Genomic DNA, 19,853 nt, shown 5'->3' with positions numbered 1-19,853 from the left:
CCCTAGGGCCGGGTCGGCTCAGGAGCTCGTCAGGATGACCAGGCGCTGGGTCGCGCGGGTCATCGCGACGTAGCGGTCGACGGCGCCTTCGATGCCCTCGCCGAAGGCGTCCGGGTCGATGAGGACGACCAGGTCGAACTCGAGTCCCTTCGACAGCGCCGGCGTGAGCACGCGGACGCGGGAGCTCGCGGGGAGCGAGGCGTCGTCGACCTCGCCGGCGGCGATGACGCAGGCGACCCCGTCGGCCTGGGCGTCGAGCCAGTCGCCGAGGACCGCGGACAGGTCCGCGGCGCGGCCGTACGCGACCGGGATGCCGCTGCTGCGGACGGAGGCCGGCACGTTCGCGTCGGGCAGCACGGCGCGGATGGCCGGCTCGGCCTCGGCCATCACCTCTTCCGGCGTGCGGTAGTTGACGCTCAGAGCGGCCATGGTGATGCGGTCGAGCCCCGCCCGTCCGAGCCGCTCCAGCCACGACTCGGTGAACCCGTGCCGGGCCTGCGCGCGGTCCCCGACGATCGTGAAGCTCCGCGACGGGCAGCGGGCCAGCAGCATCTGCCATTCGGCGTCGGTCAGTTCCTGCGCCTCGTCCACCACGATGTGCGCGAACGGGCCTGCGAGCAGGTCGGGTTCGGTGCCGGGCAGGGTGTCCCCGTCGATCAGGGCGTCCTGCAGGTCGCGCCCCCGCAGCATCCCCACCGCGCCCTGGCTCTCGTCGATGTCGGTGTCCTGGAGCAGCCGGTCGATGACCTCGGACCTGCGCGCACGCTCGGCGGCCACGGCGGCCTCGTGCCGGCGCTTGCGTACGGAGGCCTCCGCGTCGCCGAGCCGCTGCCGGGCCGCGTCCAGGAGCGGCAGGTCCGGCACCGTCCAGGCCTGGGCTTCGGCGCGCTGGAGCAGGGACACGTCATCGGGTCCGAGCCACGGAGCGCACCTGCGCAGATAGGCGGGCACCGACCAGAGGTCGCCGACGAGCTCGCCCGCGTCGAGCATCGGCCAGGCACGGTTCAGGGTGCTGATCAGGTCCCGGTCCTGGAGCAGCGAACGGCGGAGCAGGTGGGGCGCGACGTCGGTGTCGTCCTGGTCCATCAGGATCGTGAGCAGCTCTTCCAGGATCTGGTCGCGCGCCTCGTTGTGCGGGGTGCCCGGTTCCACCGCCCCGAACGCGGCCGCCCAGTCCTCGGCGCCGAGCCAGAGGTCCGACCAGTGGCTGGAGACGGTCATGCCCTTGGTCGGAGGCTCCTCGTAGAGGCGCACTGCCGCCTCGATCGCCTTCACCAGGTCGGCGGAGGACTTGAGGAGGGCCACGCGCGGGTCGGCTTCCACCGTGGCGCCGGCTCCCTCGGTGACGAGGTCGCGCAGGGTGCACGTCTGCACGCCCTCCTCGCCGAGGCTGGGCAGCACGTCGGAGACGTAGGAGAGGTAGGGCCGGCTCGGCCCGACGAACAGCACGCCGCCGCGGCGGTGGCCGAGGCGCGGGTCCGAGTAGAGCAGGTGGGCGGTGCGGTGCAGGGCGACGACCGTCTTGCCCGTACCCGGACCGCCGTCGACCACGAGGGCGCCCCGGGAGCCGGCCCGGATGATGGCGTCCTGGTCGGTCTGGATGGTGGCGAGCACGTCGCGCATCCGCTCGGACCGGTTCCCGCCCAGGCTCGCGATGAACGCCGACTGGTCGTCGAGCGCGGCGCGCCCTTCGAGCCCGTCCGCGGAGAACACCTCGTCCCAGTAGTCGCTGATCCGCCCGCGGGTCCAGCGGTACCTGCGGCGGCTCGCCAGCCCCATGGGGACGGCGTGCGTCGCCGCGAAGAAGGGCTCGGCGGCGGGGGAGCGCCAGTCCAGCAGCAGCCGGTTCCCGGCGCTGTCGGTGAGGCCGAGGCGCCCGATGTACACGGGAGCGGAGCCGTCGGCGGGGACGATGTGCCCCAGGCAGAGGTCGAGTCCGAAGCGGCGCAGGGTGCGCAGCCGGCTGGTCAGGCGGTGGATCTCCGTGTCACGGTCCATCGCCTCCCGGCCGACGCCGCCGGGTGCCTTGCGGGTGGCTTCCAGGCGGTCGGAGAGTTCGGCGATCGTCTGCTCCAGGCAGTGCGCCACGGCCGCGAAGTGCCGTTCGTCGCCGCCGATGAGTGCCGGGTCGGCCTTGGGGGAGAGGTGGTCGGGAAGATCGAACGCACTGGTGGCGGTCGCGGTGGCGGTCGCCGCCGACTCGACGGAACCGTGTGATCCAAGAGCTGGCATATCGGCACGCACTGAGTGAATCCCCTATTTTTCGGCAAGTTCTGGCCTAGGTCCGCGATTTTGCCCCAGCCCGGGGGCCTTGCCGCAAGCCCCCCAGTGCGCTATATGTTGTATATGGCAAGGAGTGCGTGCTCCTCCCGGCCTCCTGCTCATCTCCTCTTCGCCCCTCCTCCACCGGCCCGCTGCGGCCAGGTGAGGACGGCTGGCTACAGTACGGCCATGACCTCCGAGGCCGTACCCCTGCACCTCACGAAGCCGGCCCCGGCCCATCGGGTGGCGGTCCTCGCCTTCGACGGCATGGCGCCCTTCGAACTGGGCGTGGTGGTCGAGGTGTTCGGCCTCGCCCGGCCCGAGCTGGGGGACCTGCCCTGGTACGAGCTGCGGGTCTGCTCGGCGGAACCCGGCCGGGACCTGCGCGTGGTGGGCGGGTTCACGCTCCGCGCCGAGTACGGGCTCGACGCACTCTCCGCCGCGGACACCGTGATCATCCCCGGAGTCTCCCCGGCGGGCGGCACCATCGCCCCCGCGCTGGTCGACGCACTGCTCGAGGCCCACGCCCGGGGTGCCCGCCTGGTCTCCATCTGCTCCGGCGCCTTCGCGCTCGCCGCGACCGGCCTGCTCGACGGCCGCCGGGCCACCACCCACTGGCGCTACGCCCGCACCCTCGCCGAGCGCCATCCCGCGGTCCAGGTCGACGCGGACGTCCTCTACGTGGACAACGGCGACGTGCTGACCAGCGCGGGCAGCGCCGCCGGCATCGACCTTTGCCTCTACCTGGTCCGCGCCGACCACGGCGCCGCCGTCGCCAACACCGTGGCCCGCCGGTTCGTCGTACCGCCCCATCGTGAGGGCGGGCAGGCCCAGTTCATCGAGGCGGCGGTCGCAGAGGTGGGCCCCGACGGCGCGGACGACGGGATCTCCCGGAGCATGGCCTGGGCCCTTCAGCGGCTGTACGGACCGCTCTCGGTCCCGGCCCTGGCCCGCGCGGCGAACATGTCGGAGCGCTCGTTCCTGCGCCACTTCACCCGTCGCAACGGGGTGAGCCCGATCCGCTGGGTGGTCTCCCAGCGGATCTCGGCGAGCCTGCCGCTGCTGGAATCGGGCGAGGGGACCGTGGACGAGGTGGCCGCGGCGGTCGGCTTCGACTCCACCGCGACGTACCGCCACCACTTCACCCGGCAGATGCGGACGACGCCGACGGCCTACCGGAAGGCGTTCGTCAGGGTCACCGCACCCCTGGCGGGATCTTGACGAGTGGAGGCGTTTACGCCACTCGTCGCGGGCGCGGCCGGCGCAGAGGATGGGGTCATCGCCGCACGGGAGTCCATCCGGCAGGCGAGCCCCAGCCCTCCGCCCCGTACAAGGAGTTCCCCGATGTCCGTGACCGTCCCGCCCGCCGTCTCCGCCGTCTCGACCGTCTCCGCCGTGCTCGCCGAGTCCGCGGGCGCCGAGTCCGCGCTCGCTGAGCCCACCAGCGCCGTCCTCTCCGTCCCCGCGGCAGCTCCGGCCGTCGCGGCGGCCCACTACGCCGCGCGGCTCGCCTTCGAGGCGGACGTCTCGGACGTACGGGCCGACCTGCTCTCCGGCATCCCCGGTGTGGTGGTGGTCGACTCCCGCAGCGAGGCCGCCTGGGACCAGGGCCACATCCCGGGGGCGCTGCACCTCCCGACGGCGCGGATCGCCGAACTGGCGCCGACGCTGATCGACCCGGCGCTGACGGTGGTCACCTACTGCTGGGGCCCCGGCTGCAACGGCGCCACGCGTGCGGCCCTGGCCTTCGCCCGCCTGGGCTACCAGGTGAAGGAGATGCTCGGCGGATTCGAGTACTGGGTCCGCGAGGGCTTCGCCTTCGAGACCGCCCGGGGCACCGACCAGCGCCCCGTGGACGACCTGACCGCCCCGCGCTCGGGCATCTCCTGCGCCTGCTGATGCCCCCGCTGCGTTGCGGCACCCGTGCGCTCAGACCGCCACTGCCGTGGTGATCACCAGAGGTGGGCGGGAGTGCTCCGCCGACCAGGTGCGGCCGGCCGTGAGGACCGGGGGGACGAGGCCGGGGAGGGCGAGGGCCTCGTCCACCGTCGGCCGGTGCTGGACGAGGTCGCCGAAGCCGGCCCGTTCCAGCAGGGCCGGGTAGAAGTCCACGGGCCAGGCGTGGTTGGGCATCACCTGCCAGCTGCCGTCGGTACGACGGAGCCGTACGGGGAGCGCGTCGCCCGGAGCGTACGTGCCGCCGGGGTCGCCGATGCTCAGCGAGGCGTACTGCGTCCCGCTGCACGCGGGATCGGTGGCCAGCAGGACGAACGGGCCGCCGGGCCGCAGGATCCGGCGGATCTCCCGGAACACCGCGAGCACCGTCTGCGCGCTGGGCAGCGAGGCCAGGACGTGGTTGCACATCACGGCGTCGGCGCAGCCGTCGGCCAGACAGGCCGCCCGGCCGTCGGTGACCAGGTGGTACTCGGCGACCGCCGTCCCCGAGCCGCGGGCCAGCGCGAGCATCTCCGGGGAGGTGTCGACGCCCAGCACCTTCGCCCCGAGCTGCCGGGCCGCGTGGTCGGCGACCTTGCCCGGCCCGCACCCGTAGTCCACCAGGACGGACCCGCCGCCGACCCAGCGGGCCAGGGTCCGGAAGACGAACGGGTACCCGAGCAGCCAGTCCGTGGCCGCCTCCACGGCGGCGAAGGCCTGCGCCCCCTCCGGCCCGGACCAGGCGACGGGCTCCTGCCCGCCGCCGTGGTCCGCGCCGCCCGTTCCGGTGCGCGGGGCTCGTCCGGTTCCCTCCGGCCAGTCGCTCACCGTTCCACTATCGGGCCGTGGGGGCCGGGCCCGCATCCCGATCCGCCGCCTCGGCGATCCGTTTGACGGCTGCCAGCCGTCGGTCCCAGTCGGCGGCGAGGGTGGACATCCAGCGGGCCGTCGCGTCCAGGGCCGCGGGGCGCACGGTGTACCGGACCTCGCGTCCGACCCGGCGGCCGGCGACCAGCCCCGCGGCGTCCAGGACGCCGAGGTGCTTGACCACCGCCTGCCGGGAGACGGGCAGCCCCTCGGCCAGGGTGGTCGCGGTGACCTCTCCGCGGGCGGCCAGCAGACCGAGCAGCTTGCGCCGGGTCGGGTCCGCCAGCGCGACGAGCACGTGGTCGACCGCCTCGTCGGCGCCGGGGTCGTCCCGGCTCACGCGGCCGGTTGTTCGGCGCGCTTCTTGAAGGCGTCGAGCACCTGCGGCCAGCCGCCGGTGTTGTCCTTCAGTGCCTTGTCGCGCAGCTCCTCGGAACCGGCCAGGGCCGCGAACCCGCTCTCCACGACGCGCAGCCGCGTCTTGCCGCCCTCGCGGCTCAGCGTGAACTCCACCAGGGTGCTGTTGTCCTCGCGCAGCTCCTGACCGGGGAAGGCGCTGGCCCAGCGGTACGCGAGGTAGGTCGGCGGCTCGACCTTCTCCACCCGTACCGGGAACTCGCCGTACTCGCTGTTCTTCGCCACGACCGTCTCCCCTTCCCGGGCCGCCGTGCCGGTCATGCTCCCCTCGTCGCCCACCCAGAAGCCCGGCTCGGCCACCAGGGACCAGACCCGCTCCAGGGATGCCTCGATCAGGGTGTCGCGTTCGATCCGGTCCTCGTTCATCCGGGACTCCTCCGTAGCGGGCCGTTGAGTGAATTGGTGCAACTCCAGAGTTGCACGTCGCCTCCCATCCCGCAACCGCGGAGTTGCACGAGGGTGCGCCCTGCGGGTTCGCCCACGCCCTGACCCGAGGTGCGGAACCGGGCGGAAGACATGGACGCGTACCTCTGACCGCCGCGGCCCGGGCGGAGCCGGCCGGCGGAAAACGATCTCCGCGTACAACCCCTCGCAACCGTCGCGGGTCTTGTGTCCGAAACCGCGAAACGAAGGAGACGGGCATCATGGCCGAGAGCACCGGCGCCGAGCGGATCCGGATCCCAACCGCCGCGACACCGGCCGGACCTGACGGAAGGGAAGCAGTCGTGGACACGCCCTCGCAGGCCCCCGACACGGCGACCGAAACCTTTGTCGCCCACCGCAACCTGCTCTTCACCGTCGCCTACGAGATGCTCGGCTCGGCGGCCGACGCCGAGGACGTGCTCCAGGAGACCTGGCTGCGCTGGGCGGGCGTCGACCTGGACACGGTGAACGACCAGCGTGCCTATCTGGTGCGCATCACCACCCGCCAGGCGCTGAACCGGCTGCGCACCATGAGCCGCCGCAAGGAGGCCTACGTAGGCCAGTGGCTGCCGGAACCCCTGATCACCGCGCCGGACGTGGCCGAGGACGTGGAACTGGCCGAGAGCATGTCGATGGCGATGATGCTGGTCCTGGAGACGCTCGGGCCGACCGAGCGGGCCGTTTTCGTGCTCCGCGAGGTGTTCGGCCTCGACTACGAGGAGATAGCCGCCGCCGTGGACAAGACACCGGCGGCCGTCCGGCAGATCGCCCACCGGTCCCGCAAGCACGTCGACGCGCGCCGCCCCCGCCAGGCGGTCTCCGTCAGCGAGGCGCGGGCGGCCGTGGAGTCCTTCCAGCGGGCGTTCGAAACCGGGGACCTCCAGGGCCTCCTCGACGTGCTCGCCCCCGAAGTCGTCTACATGGGCGACGGCGGCGGCATCAAGCACGCCGCCCTGCGGCCGGTCGTGGGCGCCCTGCACGTGGCCCGGCTGTTCACCGGGATGACGGGCAAGGCCGGCAAGGCCGGGATCAGGCTCTCCTTCGCCCCCACCATGGTCAACGGCACTCCGGCCCTGGCCGTCCACGCGGACGGAGAACTCGACGGGGTCATCGCCGTCCGCGTCGACGACACCCGCATCAGCGGCCTCTACTTCGTCCGCAACCCGGAAAAGCTGTCCCACGTGGACACCGAGACCACGCCCACCCTGCGATGAGTGACGTCCCGGGCGTGCCGTTCCGCGGCCACCCCCGAGGGCGGGACCGTACGCCATAGCGGCCGAATGCGGCCTGCCCGGGGGACCCGTACGTGTGGCGCTGGGCGGAGCTGCCGGGGTGAGGGGCCCGGATGCGGGTAGCTCGCATCCGAAACCCCATCGCAGGAGGAAGCCATGCTCGGTACCGACTACCGCACCGGATCGCCCAACTGGATCGACCTCGGGAGCCCCGACATCCCCCGGGCCGCCGCCTTCTACCGGGCCGTCCTCGGCTGGGAGTTCCACCTGCTCGGGCCCGAGACCGGCGGGTACGGCTTCTTCCAGGTGGACGGGAAGACCGTCGCCGCGGTCGGGCAGCTCGACCCGGGGGCTTCCTCGGCGTGGACCGTGTACTTCCGGACGGACGACGCGGAGGCCACCACCCGCGGCGTGCGCGACGGCGGGGGGACCGTCCGAGTCGAGCCGATGGACGTCATGGGGGAGGGGTGGCTCGCCCAGTACACCGACCCGCAGGGCGCCGACTTCGCCATCTGGAAGCCGGGCCGGACACCCGGTCTGGAGCTGACCTCCGCCGACAACGCCCTGTGCTGGGTCGAACTGCACGTACCGGATCCGACGGCGGCGCTCGCCTTCTACGGCGCCCTCTTCGGGACGCGCTCCCGGCCGATGGAGGCGCCCGGCATGACCTACCAGGTGCTCAGCACCGCCGACGGGGACCAGGAGGACGGCTCCTTCGGAGGGGTGGCGCCGCTGACGGACGGGGAGCGGGACGCGCGCTGGGTGCCGTACTTCGCGGTCGCCGACGTGGACGCCGTGGTGAGCACCGCGCGGACCAGCGGCGGCACGGTGCTCATGCCGGGTGCGGACGTGCCCGACGTCGGGCGGATCGCCTGGCTGGCCGACCCGAGCGGGGCGGTGTTCGCCCTGCTCAAGGCCGAGCCGCGGGCCGAGTGACCCGCAGGGCCGGCCGGATCAGCCGGTGAAGGCCTCGACGAGCGTCCAGACGGCCAGTACGGCCATGCACAGGGCGCCGAAGCGCTGGACGGTCTTCAGGGGCACCCGCTTGGCGATGAACCGGCCCACGATCAGGGCGAGGGCGGACACCGACATCAGGGCCGCGGCCGAGCCGATGGCGGTGGGCAGCCAGCCGTTGGTGGCGGCGAGGTTGGCGGTCGTGATCTGCGTCAGGTCGCCCCACTCGCCGATGAAGACGGCCATGAACGCCGTGGTGAAGACGGGCCAGAAGCCGGTGACTGCCTTGGCCGCCGAGTCCGCCTCGTCGTCGTCCCCGCCGGATCGGATCATGACCACGGCGCCGAAGGCGAACAGGGCGGCGGAGGTGAGCTTGACGGCCATGTTCGGCAGCATGCCGATCAGGCTTCCGGCGCCGACCGCGATGGCGACGTGCACGATGAACGCGGTGGAGGTGCCGAACCACACGTACAGGGGCCGCATCCGGGTGCCCATGGCCAGCGAGGCGAACATGGTCTTGTCGGGGAGCTCGGCAAGGAAGATCAGACCGAAGGCGGTGAAGATCGCCACGGGGTCGAGAGCCATTCCGGGTGCTGCTTTCTGCTGGAGCCGGGCTCTGATGGCTCGGATCGGCACCCAGCGGGGAGGCGACGGAAAGAACCACTCGGCCCGGCACGACGAAGCGGCCCACACGGTGGTGTGGGACGGGTCATGCCTTGGCCGAAGGTCTCGTCCGCCCCGCACGTGAAGCGCGGTGGCCCGGTGGCCGGGACCCGTCGAGGCGTCCAGTATGTCGACCAGCGGTTTTCGGGACTACTCCCCTTCGCTGCAGACAACTGTAACAGCGACACGGAGCGCCCTTGCAGGGCCGAAGGTCCACCGGTCCCCGGAGCCGCTATCCGCTATCCGAAACGCACCGGGAGGTACTTGACCCCGTTGATGAAGTCCGAGCGCAGCCGGCGGACCTCCCCCGCGAGGGAGACCTCCGGGTGCCGGCGCAGGAGCTCCCGGACCAGGGCCTTGATCTGGGTGCGGGCGAGCCCGGCCCCCAGGCAGAAGTGGGGGCCGCCGCCCCCGAAGGTGAGGTGCTCGTTCGGGGTGCGGCGGACGTCGAAGACGAAGGGGTCGGGGAAGACCTCCTCGTCGCGGTTGGCGGAGGTGTAGTAGGTGACCACCTTCTGCCCCTCCGCGACGGGCCTCCCGCGCAGCACGGTGTCACGCGTGGCGGTGCGCCGGAAGTTGTGGATCGAGCCGCCCCAGCGCAGGAACTCCTCCGTCGCGGTGGTCCACAGGGCCTCGTCCTCGGGGGCCGCGGCCAGTTCGGCGCGCGCCGCCGGGTGGTCGATCAGGGCGATCAGGGCTCCGGAGAGCAGGTTGCGGGTGGTCTCGTTGCCGGCGACGCACAGCAGGACGAAGAACATGTTGATCTCGTCCGGGGTGAGCCGGTCCCCGTCGACCTCGGCGTGCACCAGCGTCGAGAGGATGTCCTCCCGGGGGCGGGCCCGCCGCTCGGCGGACAGCGCGTCGCAGTAGGCGTAGATCTCGGCGGCCGCGAGGTCGCTGTCGTGCTTGCCGGCCGACAGCTCGGGGTCCTGGGAGCCGGCCATCCGGTTGCTCCACTCGAAGATCAGCCGCTCGTCCCCCTCGGGCACGCCGACCATCTCGCAGATCGTCTGGATCGGCAGCCAGGCGGCGACCTCCGCGACGAAGTCCATGTCCCGGCCCGGCGTGACCGCACGCTCGACCAGGGCGACCGCCCGCTCCTGGATCCGGGCCGCGAGCCGCCGTACGACCCGGGGCGTGAACCCCGCGCTGACCAGCGAGCGGTACCGGGAGTGGCGCGGGGCGTCCATGCCCAGCAGGACCAGGCGCAGGGTCTCGAGGGAGTCGGGGTTCTGGTCGCGGATCATGAAGGAGCCGCGTTCGGTGGACCACAGCTCGGGGTCGCGGCTGACGGCCTTGACATCGGCGTGGCGGGTCACGGCGTAGAACCCGGCGTGCCGGCCGGGCACCTCGTGCCAGTGGACCGGGTCCTCGCGGCGCAGCCGGGCGAACTGGGCGTGGGGGACCTCGCGGGCCCAGGTGTCTTCGAGGAGGTCTATCTCGCCGGTGGGCAGCACGGGGCGGTTCCTTTCGCCGGACGGACCGGAGGGGTGGTCGGAGTCGTACGGGGCGTGCGCGTGCCTGAGGCGTACGGGGCGTGCGGGGCGTGTGGGGCCGGAGTCGTACGGGGCGTGCGGGGGCCGGAGTCCTGCGGAGCGTGCGCGTGCCCGAGTCGTACGGGTCCGTCCGGTCAGCAGGTCCCGCCGAGGCCCAGGACGGCGCCGAGGGCCTCGACGACGAGCCCGTCGGGGACGGCCCGCGGGTCGAGCCGGTGCTGCATGGAGAGCCCCAGGAGGATGCCGAGCACGAGGGCCCCGGTCTCCTGCGGGGTACGGGTCAGGGGGGTTCCGGTGGCCTCGGCCCAGTCGGCCAGCCCCTCGCCGAGCCGGGCACGGATCTCGGTGTACCGCTGGGCGAGCCGCTCGCCGATCAGGGGGCCGCGGGCGGCGTGCAGCCACAGCTCCGTCTCCAGCAGCAGCCAGGAGTCGCCGCGCTCGGCGTGCGGGCGGGTGAGGCTGCCCCACATCGCCGAGAAGTGCACGGCGGGGTCGGCCGGGTCCCCGGCCGCGATCTCGGCGGCCAGCTCCTCGCTCGTGCGCTCCCTCCAGACCTCCAGCAGCGCCAGCAGCAGGCCCTCCTTGCCGCCGAAATGGCTGTAGAGCGCGCCCGTGGTGCGCCCGGCCGCCCCGGCGACGGCCTCGGCGGAGACGGCGTGGAACCCCTTGCGGGCGAAGAGGTCGGCCGCGGCGTCGATGAGGCGGGCACGGCTCTCGGATTTCCGCTGCGCCTGCGGGGTGCGAGGCGCCTGCGGGGTGCGGCGCCTGGGCCGTTCTGGTGTGGGGGACGGCTGCACCGGGCCTCCGGGGTGCTGGTCGGGTCGGGATGCCGCGTCGGAGCGGGTGCCGAGGCGCACGGGGTGCCGAGCTGAGCTGCACGGGCCCGGGCCGTGCGGGGTGCCGAGCCGCATCCGTTGCGAGCTGCGGCAGGGCGAAGGTTATATCGGGTCGCCGATATAAATTGCGCCCTCCCTGACGAAGTGTCAAGCCATCCGGCAGGACCGCACGGGCACCCGGTGGGACGCTGAAGGGGTGCGTGCCGCCCTGAGGGAGCTCCGTACCGGCACCGGCCCCCTGCCGGCGGCCGCGCGGCGGGCCGTCCGCGTCACCCTCGCCGCAGGCCTCGGCTTCTACGTGTTCCTCTACGGGTTCGACCGGCCCGTGGAGGCCACCTACGCGCTCTTCGCCGCCGTCGCTCTGGCCGGGCTCTCCCGGATCCCGGGCAGCGGACGCGAGCGGGCCCTGGTCGTCGCCCGCGTGCTCCCCGCCGCCTGCGCCCTGGTGGCGCTGGGCACCTGGCTGTCGGTGCGGACCTGGGCCGCCGTCGCGGGCATGCTGGTCATCGGCTTCTGCGTGGCCTTCTCCTCGGCGGCCGGGCCCCGGCTGGCAGGCGCCGCGCCCGGACTCCAGCTGCTGTACATCCTGCCCTGCTTCCCCCCGTACGCCCCGGACACCTTCGGCCAGCGGCTGACCGGCACCGTCGCCGGGATCCTGCTGCTGATCCTCGCCGAGGCCACCGTGCTGCCCGACCCGGCCGTCCCCCGCTACCGGGAGCTGGCCGCCGCAGCCGCGGACGAGGCCGCCCGGTGCGCCGAGGTGCTGGAGCGGCCGCCCCACACCCTCCCCGCGGCGGAGGCCGCCCGGGCGTCGGAGCGGTCGCAGGCCCTGCGGCCGTCCCACGTCGACGAGGCGCAGCGGCCCGCGGGACCCGGCGTACGGGAACGCGCGCTGGCCCACACCGGACTGGCGGCCCGCACCCTGCTGGCCCGCCTGCGGTCCCTGCCCCCGCCGGAGTCCGACCCCTCCAACGGGACGGCCGGGCGGGACCTCGTACGGGCCGTGCGCGAGTCGGCCGCCGGGACGGCCGTACTGCTCCGGGGCGGGACCCCGCCCGCGACGGATTCCACCCGGCTGCGGGACCTGCAGGTCTCCCTCGCCCGGACCCCCGTCTCCGGGCCCGGTCCCGGATTGCGCAACGCCGCCCTGGTGGAGCTCGCGGACGCCGCGCTCGTGCTGCGCGGCGCCGCCGGGATCGCGGTACGGGGCCGTGCAGGGGCCGTTGACGCGGTGGGCCCGGGGGCCGGGGCGGCGGCCGGGCCCGCCGACCGGTTCTGGTACGCGGGGGAGGGGCCGGTGCGCCTCTGGTGGCACCGGCTGGCGGGAAACTCCGGGCCCCGGTCGGTGCACTTCCAGAACGCCGTCCGGATCGGCGTGGCCCTCGCCGTCGCCCGGACCGTCGCCGGAGTGGACTCCCTGCCGCACGGATTCTGGGCGATGCTCGCCGTCCTCAGCCTGACCCGCACCAACGCCGTGCAGACCCGCGCCACCGTCCGGCTGGCCCTGATCGGCACCCTGGTGGGCGCGGTCGCGGCCGGTGGGGTCCTCGCGCTGGCCGGGGAGGCGAGCACGGTGTACGCGATCGTGCTGCCGCCGCTGATGCTGTTCGCGTTCTGCGTCGGACCCGTGCGCGGCGTGGGGTGGGCGCAGGCCATGTTCACCCTGGTGGTGGCCATGGCCTTCGCCCAGCTCTCACCCACCACCTGGGAGCTGGCCGAGGTCCGGTTCCTGGACGTGCTGATCGGCAGTGTGATCGGGATGGTGTGCGGGCTGCTGGCCTGGCCGCGCGGTGCCCACGACGAACTGGGGCGCGCCGTGGCCGAGCTGCTGCACGCCGCGGCCGACGACGTCCAGGCGGCCACGGCCGCCTTCGGCCGGCCCCGCGAGGTGGAGCCCGACCAGCGGGTGCGGCACGCGCTGGCCATGGCGGAGAGCGCGTACGCCCAGTACCAGACGGAGCGCGCGCGTCCGGCAACCGCCCCGGGCGAGGACTGGCAGGCGGCGGTGATGACCGGCCACCACGTCCTCTGGGGCGGCCGCAGACCGCCCGGCACCCCGCCCGGCCCGCGCGAGGAGGCGGTGGTCCGGGAGTACGGGGCCCGGGTGGCGGCCGGGCTGCGCCGGGCGGCAGCGGCGGCGGACCCCGTCCACGCGGCGGGGCCCGAGGAGGCCGTGGACCCCGGGCGCGCGGGGCCCGAGCAGGCGCCAGACCCCGGGCGCGCGGGGCCCGAGCAGGCGCCGGAGCCCACGGACCCCGGTCCCGTCGGTTCCGGCGCCCGCCGGCCCGGGCCCGAGGGGGCGCCGCCGGTGTTCTACACCGCGATGGGCTGGCTGGACGCGCTGACCGCGGACCTGGCCCTGCTCGACCGCGGGGCCGGGCCGCCGGCCACGGGCGGGGCCGTGGCCCCCGTCTGAACGTGCGGCGGGACCCGCGCGTGCGGCGGGGCCCGGGCGTGCGGCGGGGCCCGGGCGTGCGGCGGGGCCTGCGCGTGCGGCGGGGCCCGGGCGTGCGGCGGGGCCCGGGCGTGCGGCGGGGCCTGCGCGTGCGGCGGGACCCGCGCGTGCGGCGGTGCGCCCGGAGCGGGGCTCTGCCATCGTGGAGGGAGGAGTACCGGCGGATGCGGCGGGGCGCGTGGTGAGGAGCGGTCATGTCCGGACTGTTCGAGGCGAGCGTCGAGATCGACCGGCCCGTCGCCGAGGTGTTCGCGTACCTGGCGGACGGGCGCAACGACCCGGAGTTCAGCCCGCGCGTCCAGCGGATCACCCGGACCCCGGACGGTCCGACCGCCGTCGGGACGGTCTTCCGCAGCACGGTGAAGGACGCCGGGGTGAAGACCGCCAGGGAGTTCCGGATCACCGAACTCGATGCGCCGGCACGGATCCGCTGGACGGAGCTGAGCCGCAACCTGGTGACCGCCGAAGGCGGCTACGACCTGGCCGAACTGCCCGGCGGCCGGACGCGGTTGCGCGTCTTCAACACCCTGACCGGGCACGGCTTCGGCCGCCTTCTCGTCGGGCCGGCGCTGAGAGCGGCGCGCAAGGACGCCCCCGGTTTCGGCCGCCGGATCAAGGCGGCTGTGGAGGCGTCCTCGGCGTCCTCGGCGTCCTAAGCGCCCTCGGCGCCCCCGGTGTCCTCCCGGCCGGAGTGAGGACCGGGCCGGGTCCTCCGGGTCACGTCAGAAGCGCCCGGGCCCGGACGGAATCGGCAGCGGCTTCACCGGCGCCCCCTGCCGCTCCCCGCCGGGCGTCGTCGTACGGCAGGTGATGTCCCGGGCCGGCAGCTTCCCGGTGGTCAGGTACGCGGTGACCGGCGCGGCGGCGCAGGAGTTGGGGTCCGCCAGGTACACCCCGTGGCCCTCGCCGCCCAGCGCCAGCACCATCCGCGAACCCTTCAGCGCCCGGTGCAGGCCCTGCCCGCTGGCCAGCGGTGTCTGCGAGTCCCACTCGTTCTGCACGGTCAGTACCCCGGCCCGCACCTTCATCGGGGTCTGCGGCTCGAGCGGGCGGGGCCAGAAGGCGCACGGCTTGATGTTCGAGGCGAAGTCCCCGTAGAGCGGGTACGCGGCCTTGTCCCGGACCGCGTCGTGCCGGTACCGCTCGGGATCGCGCGGCCATGCGTCCGTGTCCCCGCACGCCACGCTCCACAGGACGGCGACGGCGTTGTCGGAGGCGGGCTCGGCCGGGGCCGGCCCGGATGCGCCGGCGAGCGCCCGCTTCATGCCGAAGCCGGGCCCGGAGGCGCCGGGGGTGACGGCGGGCTTTCCGTCGGCCGCGTCCTTCAGGGCCACCACCAGTGGGGTGACCTGCGCCGGATAGAAGAACAGGGCGCGGGCGCCCCGGATGTCGTCGCCGGTGATCTTCTCGCCCTGGAAGTCGATCGGATCCCGGTCGGCGCGCGCCACCAGGTCCCAGAAGGTCTTCGACACGGCCGCGGGGCTCTCGCCCAGGTGGTGCTCGCCCGAGCGTTCCGCCGCCCACCGCGTCCATCGGGCGAAGGCGGGCTCGGCCTCCGTGGCCCAGGTCTGGAACATGCCCCGCCAGATCAGGTTCGGGTCGACGCCGCTGTCGAGCACGAAGCGGTCGGTCCGGCCGGGGAAGAGCTGCGTGTACACCGCGCCGAGGTACGTCCCGTAGGAGTAGCCCAGGTACGAGAGCTTCCGCTCGCCCAGGACGGCGCGGATCGTGTCCATGTCGCGGGCGGTGTTGCGGGTCGTGATGTACGGGAGCACGGAGCCGGCCTTCTCCCGGCACTTCGCGGCGATGTTCCGCGCCCAGGACACGTCGGAGGGGAAGGAGCCGGGGTGGTACGGCCGGTCGATGCCCTGTTCGGCGTCGGTCAGCCCGCAGCTGATGGGACTGCTGGCGCCGACCCCGCGCGGATCGAAACCGATCAGGTCGTACTGCTCGGCCACCTCCGCGGGGACCACCTCGCCGAGGTCCAGCGGCAGTTCGAGCCCGGTTCCGCCCGGTCCGCCCGGGTTCAACAGGAGGACCCCGTGCCGCTTGGCCGGGTTCGTGCTCCGCACCCGGGATATCGCCTGGTCGAGGGTGCGTCCCGCGGGCCGCCGGTAGTCGAGCGGCACCTTGATGGTGGCGCACTCGTACGAGGCCGGCTGCTCGGCGGAGCACCGGTGCCAGGCGGGCTTCTGCCGCAGGTACGCGGCGTCGGCCTGGACGCCGTCGCTCGGAGTGCTTTGAGCGCTCTCGGCCCGGAGGTCCTCGGTGGGCAGGGCGGAGGCCTGGGCGGCGGTGAACAAGGGCACGGTGCTCGCGAGGAGCCCGGCGGCGGCCAGGAAGGATGCCAGTCGTTTCTTGCGCACGGGGCCGTTCCTTTCGGGTGGGCGGTGGTCCGCCACCACCCTGGGCCACCCCGCGGGCCGGGCGAATCCCCCTCAGGGGCGGGGCCCTCTACTCCTCGCGAATGACTGGAAATCCGGACAACTGGCCGACGCGCCGGGGTTTTTGTCCCTCTCTCAGATCACACCGCGCGGGTCTGACGGCGACCGGGCGCGCGGCACCGTAGCAGTCTTTCGGGGGGCCGCCCGGATGTTTGTCCAGTCCGGATGGGCCTTCGCCGGGGGAGCCGGAGGCGGCGCTAGCGTCCCTTGGCACCCGGGACCCGCGGGAGCGGCGCGCTCCCTGCGGCGGTTCCCGGGCGTCCCGGATCCAAGGAGGCACAGTGCTGTCCATCCGCCGGACGAACGTCGGTGGCATGTCGGTCGCTTCGCGGCACGTCATGGGCACGGGCATCGTCATCGGAGCCCTCGCTCTCACCCTGATCGCGCTGCTGATACCGGTGCGGAGCTTCGGCGGCCGGTCCGCCGCGGCGGCCCCCCTGTCACCCGCCCCGGGCCCGGCTCCCGCTCAGGCCTCCGCCGATGACGACGGCGCCGGGGTGATGAACACGGCCTTCGGGCCGCTGACCCCGCAGGACCGCGAGTTCGTGCGCAAGGTCCGCCTCGCCGGCCTGTGGGAACTGCCCGCGGGCCGACAGGCCCAGGAGCGCGGGACCCGCAAGTCGGTGCGGACGGCCGGCGAGCACCTCGTGGAAGGCCACACCGAACTGGACCGGCGGGTCGTGGAGGTCGGCGAGGCGCTCGGCATGGAGCTGCCGGACCGGCCGTCCGGCCAGCAGCAGGCCTGGCTCGACCAGCTCGACCGGGCCCAAGGGGCGGCGTACGAGCGGCTGTTCGTGCAATTGCTGCGACGGGCGCACGGCAAGGTGTTCACGCTCGTCGCCCAAGTGCGGGCACAGACCCGCAACTCCGTGGTCCGCGAGCTCGCCACGGACGCCAACACCACGGTCCTGGACCACATCGCGGTACTCGAGGCGAGCGGCCTGGTCGATTTCGAGGGCCTCGCGGACGGCCCTCCTGCGGCCGCCCCTTCCACGGCCGCCCCTCCCACCGACACCCGACCCAGGAAGTGAAGTGATCACATGCGCGACAAGAAATCCACGCAAGGCCCGGCGCGCCCGGACGGGTCAGGTCACAAGCGCAGGAGGCGTCCCCTCTACAAGGCGCTGGCCTCCGCATCCGCGCTGATCCTGGGTGGCGGCGGGGTGGTGATGGCGAACCAGGTCGCCTCCGCGGGCCAGGACCCGGCCCGCACGGCGCCGGTGACCGCCACCATCGACTGCCCCGACGTGGGCGAGCGGCTGCGCGAGGTTCCCGACCAGGTGCGCGGCGAGGTGGACCGGGAACTCGCCGGGCTCGACACCCAGATCGCGGAGGCCTACCAGCGGCTCGCCACCGGCCGGGCCCCGGCGGACGCGCTCCTCGGGGAGCTGAAGGACCGGCGCGGCGCGTCGATCGGCCGGGTCTCCGAGGCGATCGGACGGACAGCGGCCCGCCCCGACGGGCTCGCGGAGCTGAGCGCCTGCGCGATGCAGGAGGCGCCGGCCGCCGAGGAGGAGACCGCACGGCAAGGTGCGGACGGCGCCGCCCTGAAGGGGGGCCCGGCCCGCAGCGACTTCGTCCGCATCGGCTCGGTGAAACCCAACGTACGGCGTCCGGCCCCCAAGTCCGGTGCGTCCAAGGGCTCGTTCTCCGTGGAGTGCGGCCGCAACGACGAGCGCCACCTCAACCCCGACAACGTGATCGTGGCCCCCGGGGTGAGCAACGGCGCCCACCACATGCACGATTACGTGGGCAACCGCACCACGGACGCCTTCTCCACCAACAACAGCCTCGCGGCCTCCGGGACCACCTGCACCAACGGTGACCTGTCCACCTACTACTGGCCCGTGCTGAGGCTGCGCGACGGCAAAGCGGAGCAGGACGCGAACGCCCCCGGCGGCGGCCAGGACGCGAACGTGGGCACGATCCTGCGGCCGAAGCAGGTGACCATCGAGTTCAAGGGAAGCCCCGTCTCCCGCGTGTCCGCCATGCCCCGCTTCCTGCGGATCATCACGGGTGACGCGAAGGCCCTCACCAACGGCCCGGCCAACGCCAACGCCTCCTGGAGCTGCACCGGATTCGAGAACCGGCAGCTGAAGGACAAGTACCCGATCTGCCCCAAGGGCACCGACGTGGTCCGCACGTTCGCCTTCCAGAGCTGCTGGGACGGCAAGAACACCGACAGCGCCAACCACCGCACCCACGTGGCCTTCGCCGGCCGCGACGGCTCCTGTCCGAAGGGCTTCAAGGCCGTCCCGCAACTGGTGCAGCGAATCGTCTACGCCACGCCCCCCGGCGCACGCTTCGCGGTGGACAGCTTCCCCGAGCAGCTGCACAAGCCGGTGACCGACCACGGCGACTTCATCAACGTCATGCCGGACGAGCTCATGGCCCGCGCCGTGCGGTGCGTCAACGGCGGACGCACCTGCCGCTGAGCGGACGAAGAGGCGGTGCCCGCCGGGAGCATGCTCCCGGCGGGCACCGCCTCGTACGCGTGCGCCTCTAGAGGCCGTTGACGCGGGCGATGCGGCCGTCGCCCGGGGACGGGCGGAAGTCGGGGCTCGCCCCGCGCACCCGGCGGCCGCCACGGACCGGACGCAGCCGGACCTGAGCCATCAACCGGCGGCTGCGCAGGGCAAGTTCCAGTTCGAAGCGGGTGCGGGGGTCCCGCAGGCCGGGCCCGAACAGCTTCTCCAGCTGGCGCATCCGGTAGCGGACCGTCTGCGGGTGCACGCTCAGCGCCTTGGCCGCCTCGGGCGCTCCGCCCCCCTCCAGCCAGGCGAGCAGGGTCACTTCGAGCCGTTCGCTCTGGCGCGGGGTGAGGTCCGCCAGCGGCCGGAGCCAGCGCGCGGCGAGCGCATGGGCCAGCGGCTCGTCCTGGAGCAGCAGCAGGGTGGAGAGGTGGTCGTCCACGAAGACGGTCCGGGCCTCCGGACCCGACCGGGCCTGCGCCGGTACCAGGGCGAGCAGGCGCACCGCCCAGCGCAGCGAGGACGCGGTGTCGCCGGGGGCCACCGGGTGGCCGACCACGGCGAGACGTCCGCGCAGCGCGGCGTCCAGGGCGGTACGGGCCTCCGGGTCCGCGGTGGGAACGAGCAGGCAGGGCTGGCCGCAGACCATCCCGCCGAGGCAGTCGTCGAGGAGCGCTGCGAGCTGCTGGGTCTCACCCGGCGAGGCCAGGGCGACCGCCCGTACGGTGACCGGGAGGGGCCATCCGGCCGGGCCGGCCAGCTCGGCGAGGGCCGGTTCGCGGTGCGGGGAGTCATCCGTGAGCAGGGCGAAGAGCTCGCGCCGGGCGTGCTCGCGGACCGAGCCGAACCGCTGTGAGGGCACGGCCTGCAGAGGTGGCAGCTCCCCCCTGAGGAACGGCGCGTGCGGGTGGGCCTGGGGGTGGGGCCGGGCGTGCTCGGCTTCGAAGTCGGCGGCCGTCGCGGCAGTGGGGCCGGGGCCCGGGCCGACGGGTGTCCGATGGTCGGCGGGCCCCTGCGCGTCGTGCGCCGGGCCGGCCCCCTCGGCCTCGCCGGTCCCCGTGCACCCGGCGCCGCCGGCCCCCTCGCGGTAACCGAGGACGGTGAGCAGGGCCCCTTCCACCCTCCGTCTGACCACCTCGTCGCCGATCTCCTCGACGAGCGCCGAGAATCCGGGCACGGTCTCCCGTAGTTCCTCCACCATCCCCGCTGCCACGGTGGGCAGTTCCTTGCGCAGGACCCGGGTCCACTCGCCCCGCGGGCGGGACCAGATGCGGTTCAGAAGTTCGCACATTGTTACCTCGTTCAAGCCGGGGTATGGCCTGCCCCGTGGGACGGTGGCAAGCCCGCAGTCCCGCGGCATCGGCTCGATCGCCGTCGGGGAGGTGCGGCGGCGGATCA

The 19,853-nt window shown here is 73.9% G+C and carries 17 protein-coding genes; 8 read left to right on the top strand and 9 right to left on the bottom strand.

Going from position 1 to position 19,853, the window contains the following annotated elements:
* Positions 1 to 18: 18 nt before the first annotated feature.
* A complete protein-coding gene (gene helR, locus ACIA8F_RS31375; protein WP_399383861.1) occupies positions 19 to 2,232 on the bottom strand; it encodes an RNA polymerase recycling motor ATPase HelR in 2,214 nt (737 codons plus the stop codon).
* 219 nt (positions 2,233 to 2,451) lie between these two features.
* Between helR and ACIA8F_RS31370 the strand changes: the two genes are divergently transcribed.
* Positions 2,452 to 3,483, top strand: a complete 1,032-nt coding sequence (locus tag ACIA8F_RS31370) for a helix-turn-helix domain-containing protein (protein WP_399383860.1) — start codon at positions 2,452 to 2,454, stop codon at positions 3,481 to 3,483.
* A 123-nt stretch (positions 3,484 to 3,606) separates the two neighbouring features.
* A complete protein-coding gene (locus ACIA8F_RS31365; protein WP_399383858.1) occupies positions 3,607 to 4,161 on the top strand; it encodes a rhodanese-like domain-containing protein in 555 nt (184 codons plus the stop codon).
* Between the two features lie 30 nt (positions 4,162 to 4,191).
* On the opposite strand, the gene ACIA8F_RS31360 is transcribed toward ACIA8F_RS31365, so the two are convergent.
* The 3 genes from ACIA8F_RS31360 to ACIA8F_RS31350 are packed head-to-tail and all read right to left on the bottom strand — an operon-like array spanning position 4,192 to position 5,847.
* Entirely contained in the window at positions 4,192 to 5,025 is an 834-nt protein-coding gene (locus tag ACIA8F_RS31360; protein ID WP_399383856.1) for a class I SAM-dependent methyltransferase, read from the bottom strand.
* A gap of 7 nt (positions 5,026 to 5,032) precedes the next feature.
* Positions 5,033 to 5,404 carry an ArsR/SmtB family transcription factor gene (locus ACIA8F_RS31355; RefSeq protein ID WP_399383854.1) on the bottom strand — a complete coding sequence of 124 codons (372 nt, stop codon included), beginning with the start codon at positions 5,402 to 5,404 and terminating at the stop codon, positions 5,033 to 5,035.
* Entirely contained in the window at positions 5,401 to 5,847 is a 447-nt protein-coding gene (locus tag ACIA8F_RS31350; protein ID WP_399383852.1) for an SRPBCC domain-containing protein, read from the bottom strand. Before ACIA8F_RS31350 ends, ACIA8F_RS31355 begins: the two co-directional genes overlap by 4 nt.
* Positions 5,848 to 6,125: 278 nt before the next feature.
* Here ACIA8F_RS31350 and ACIA8F_RS31345 point away from each other — a divergent pair, with 278 nt between their 5' ends.
* Both ACIA8F_RS31345 and ACIA8F_RS31340 read left to right on the top strand, forming a co-directional pair.
* Positions 6,126 to 7,118 (top strand): RNA polymerase sigma-70 factor, encoded by a 993-nt coding sequence (locus tag ACIA8F_RS31345; protein WP_399383851.1) that lies wholly within the window; start codon positions 6,126 to 6,128, stop codon positions 7,116 to 7,118.
* A gap of 174 nt (positions 7,119 to 7,292) precedes the next feature.
* Positions 7,293 to 8,072: a VOC family protein gene (locus ACIA8F_RS31340; protein WP_399383849.1), complete on the top strand. Its 780-nt coding sequence runs from the start codon at positions 7,293 to 7,295 to the stop codon at positions 8,070 to 8,072.
* 18 nt (positions 8,073 to 8,090) lie between these two features.
* Here ACIA8F_RS31340 and ACIA8F_RS31335 read toward each other — a convergent pair whose 3' ends face one another.
* The 3 genes from ACIA8F_RS31335 to ACIA8F_RS31325 form a co-directional block, all read right to left on the bottom strand.
* Positions 8,091 to 8,675 carry a TMEM165/GDT1 family protein gene (locus ACIA8F_RS31335; protein ID WP_399383847.1) on the bottom strand — a complete coding sequence of 195 codons (585 nt, stop codon included), beginning with the start codon at positions 8,673 to 8,675 and terminating at the stop codon, positions 8,091 to 8,093.
* A 317-nt stretch (positions 8,676 to 8,992) separates the two neighbouring features.
* Positions 8,993 to 10,210, bottom strand: a complete 1,218-nt coding sequence (locus ACIA8F_RS31330) for a cytochrome P450 (RefSeq protein ID WP_399383845.1) — start codon at positions 10,208 to 10,210, stop codon at positions 8,993 to 8,995.
* 173 nt (positions 10,211 to 10,383) lie between these two features.
* On the bottom strand, positions 10,384 to 11,046 hold the full coding sequence (locus tag ACIA8F_RS31325) for a TetR/AcrR family transcriptional regulator (protein ID WP_399383844.1): 663 nt from the start codon (positions 11,044 to 11,046) through the stop codon (positions 10,384 to 10,386).
* 235 nt (positions 11,047 to 11,281) lie between these two features.
* On the opposite strand from ACIA8F_RS31325, the gene ACIA8F_RS31320 reads away from it, so the two are divergent.
* Together ACIA8F_RS31320 and ACIA8F_RS31315 are read left to right on the top strand one after the other, a co-directional pair.
* Positions 11,282 to 13,501 carry an FUSC family protein gene (locus ACIA8F_RS31320; protein WP_399383843.1) on the top strand — a complete coding sequence of 740 codons (2,220 nt, stop codon included), beginning with the start codon at positions 11,282 to 11,284 and terminating at the stop codon, positions 13,499 to 13,501.
* A gap of 233 nt (positions 13,502 to 13,734) precedes the next feature.
* Complete coding sequence (locus ACIA8F_RS31315; RefSeq protein ID WP_399383841.1) at positions 13,735 to 14,196, top strand: SRPBCC family protein; 462 nt, start codon at positions 13,735 to 13,737, stop codon at positions 14,194 to 14,196.
* Between the two features lie 66 nt (positions 14,197 to 14,262).
* Here ACIA8F_RS31315 and ACIA8F_RS31310 read toward each other — a convergent pair whose 3' ends face one another.
* Positions 14,263 to 15,906 carry an alpha/beta hydrolase gene (locus ACIA8F_RS31310; protein WP_399383839.1) on the bottom strand — a complete coding sequence of 548 codons (1,644 nt, stop codon included), beginning with the start codon at positions 15,904 to 15,906 and terminating at the stop codon, positions 14,263 to 14,265.
* A 392-nt stretch (positions 15,907 to 16,298) separates the two neighbouring features.
* Here ACIA8F_RS31310 and ACIA8F_RS31305 point away from each other — a divergent pair, with 392 nt between their 5' ends.
* Both ACIA8F_RS31305 and ACIA8F_RS31300 read left to right on the top strand, forming a co-directional pair.
* On the top strand, positions 16,299 to 17,015 hold the full coding sequence (locus ACIA8F_RS31305) for a DUF4142 domain-containing protein (protein ID WP_399383838.1): 717 nt from the start codon (positions 16,299 to 16,301) through the stop codon (positions 17,013 to 17,015).
* A 9-nt stretch (positions 17,016 to 17,024) separates the two neighbouring features.
* Entirely contained in the window at positions 17,025 to 18,419 is a 1,395-nt protein-coding gene (locus tag ACIA8F_RS31300) for a DUF1996 domain-containing protein (protein ID WP_399383836.1), read from the top strand.
* 67 nt (positions 18,420 to 18,486) lie between these two features.
* Here the strand turns inward: ACIA8F_RS31300 and ACIA8F_RS31295 are convergent, their stop codons facing one another.
* Entirely contained in the window at positions 18,487 to 19,746 is a 1,260-nt protein-coding gene (locus tag ACIA8F_RS31295) for a PucR family transcriptional regulator (protein WP_399383835.1), read from the bottom strand.
* Between the last annotated feature and the right edge of the window lie 107 nt (positions 19,747 to 19,853).

Source organism: Streptomyces sp. NPDC051563, from assembly GCF_044454225.1.
Lineage (GTDB): Bacteria > Actinomycetota > Actinomycetes > Streptomycetales > Streptomycetaceae > Streptomyces.
The sequence above is the reverse complement of the archived record's forward strand: the minus strand, read 5'-3'. Positions and strand labels throughout refer to the sequence as shown.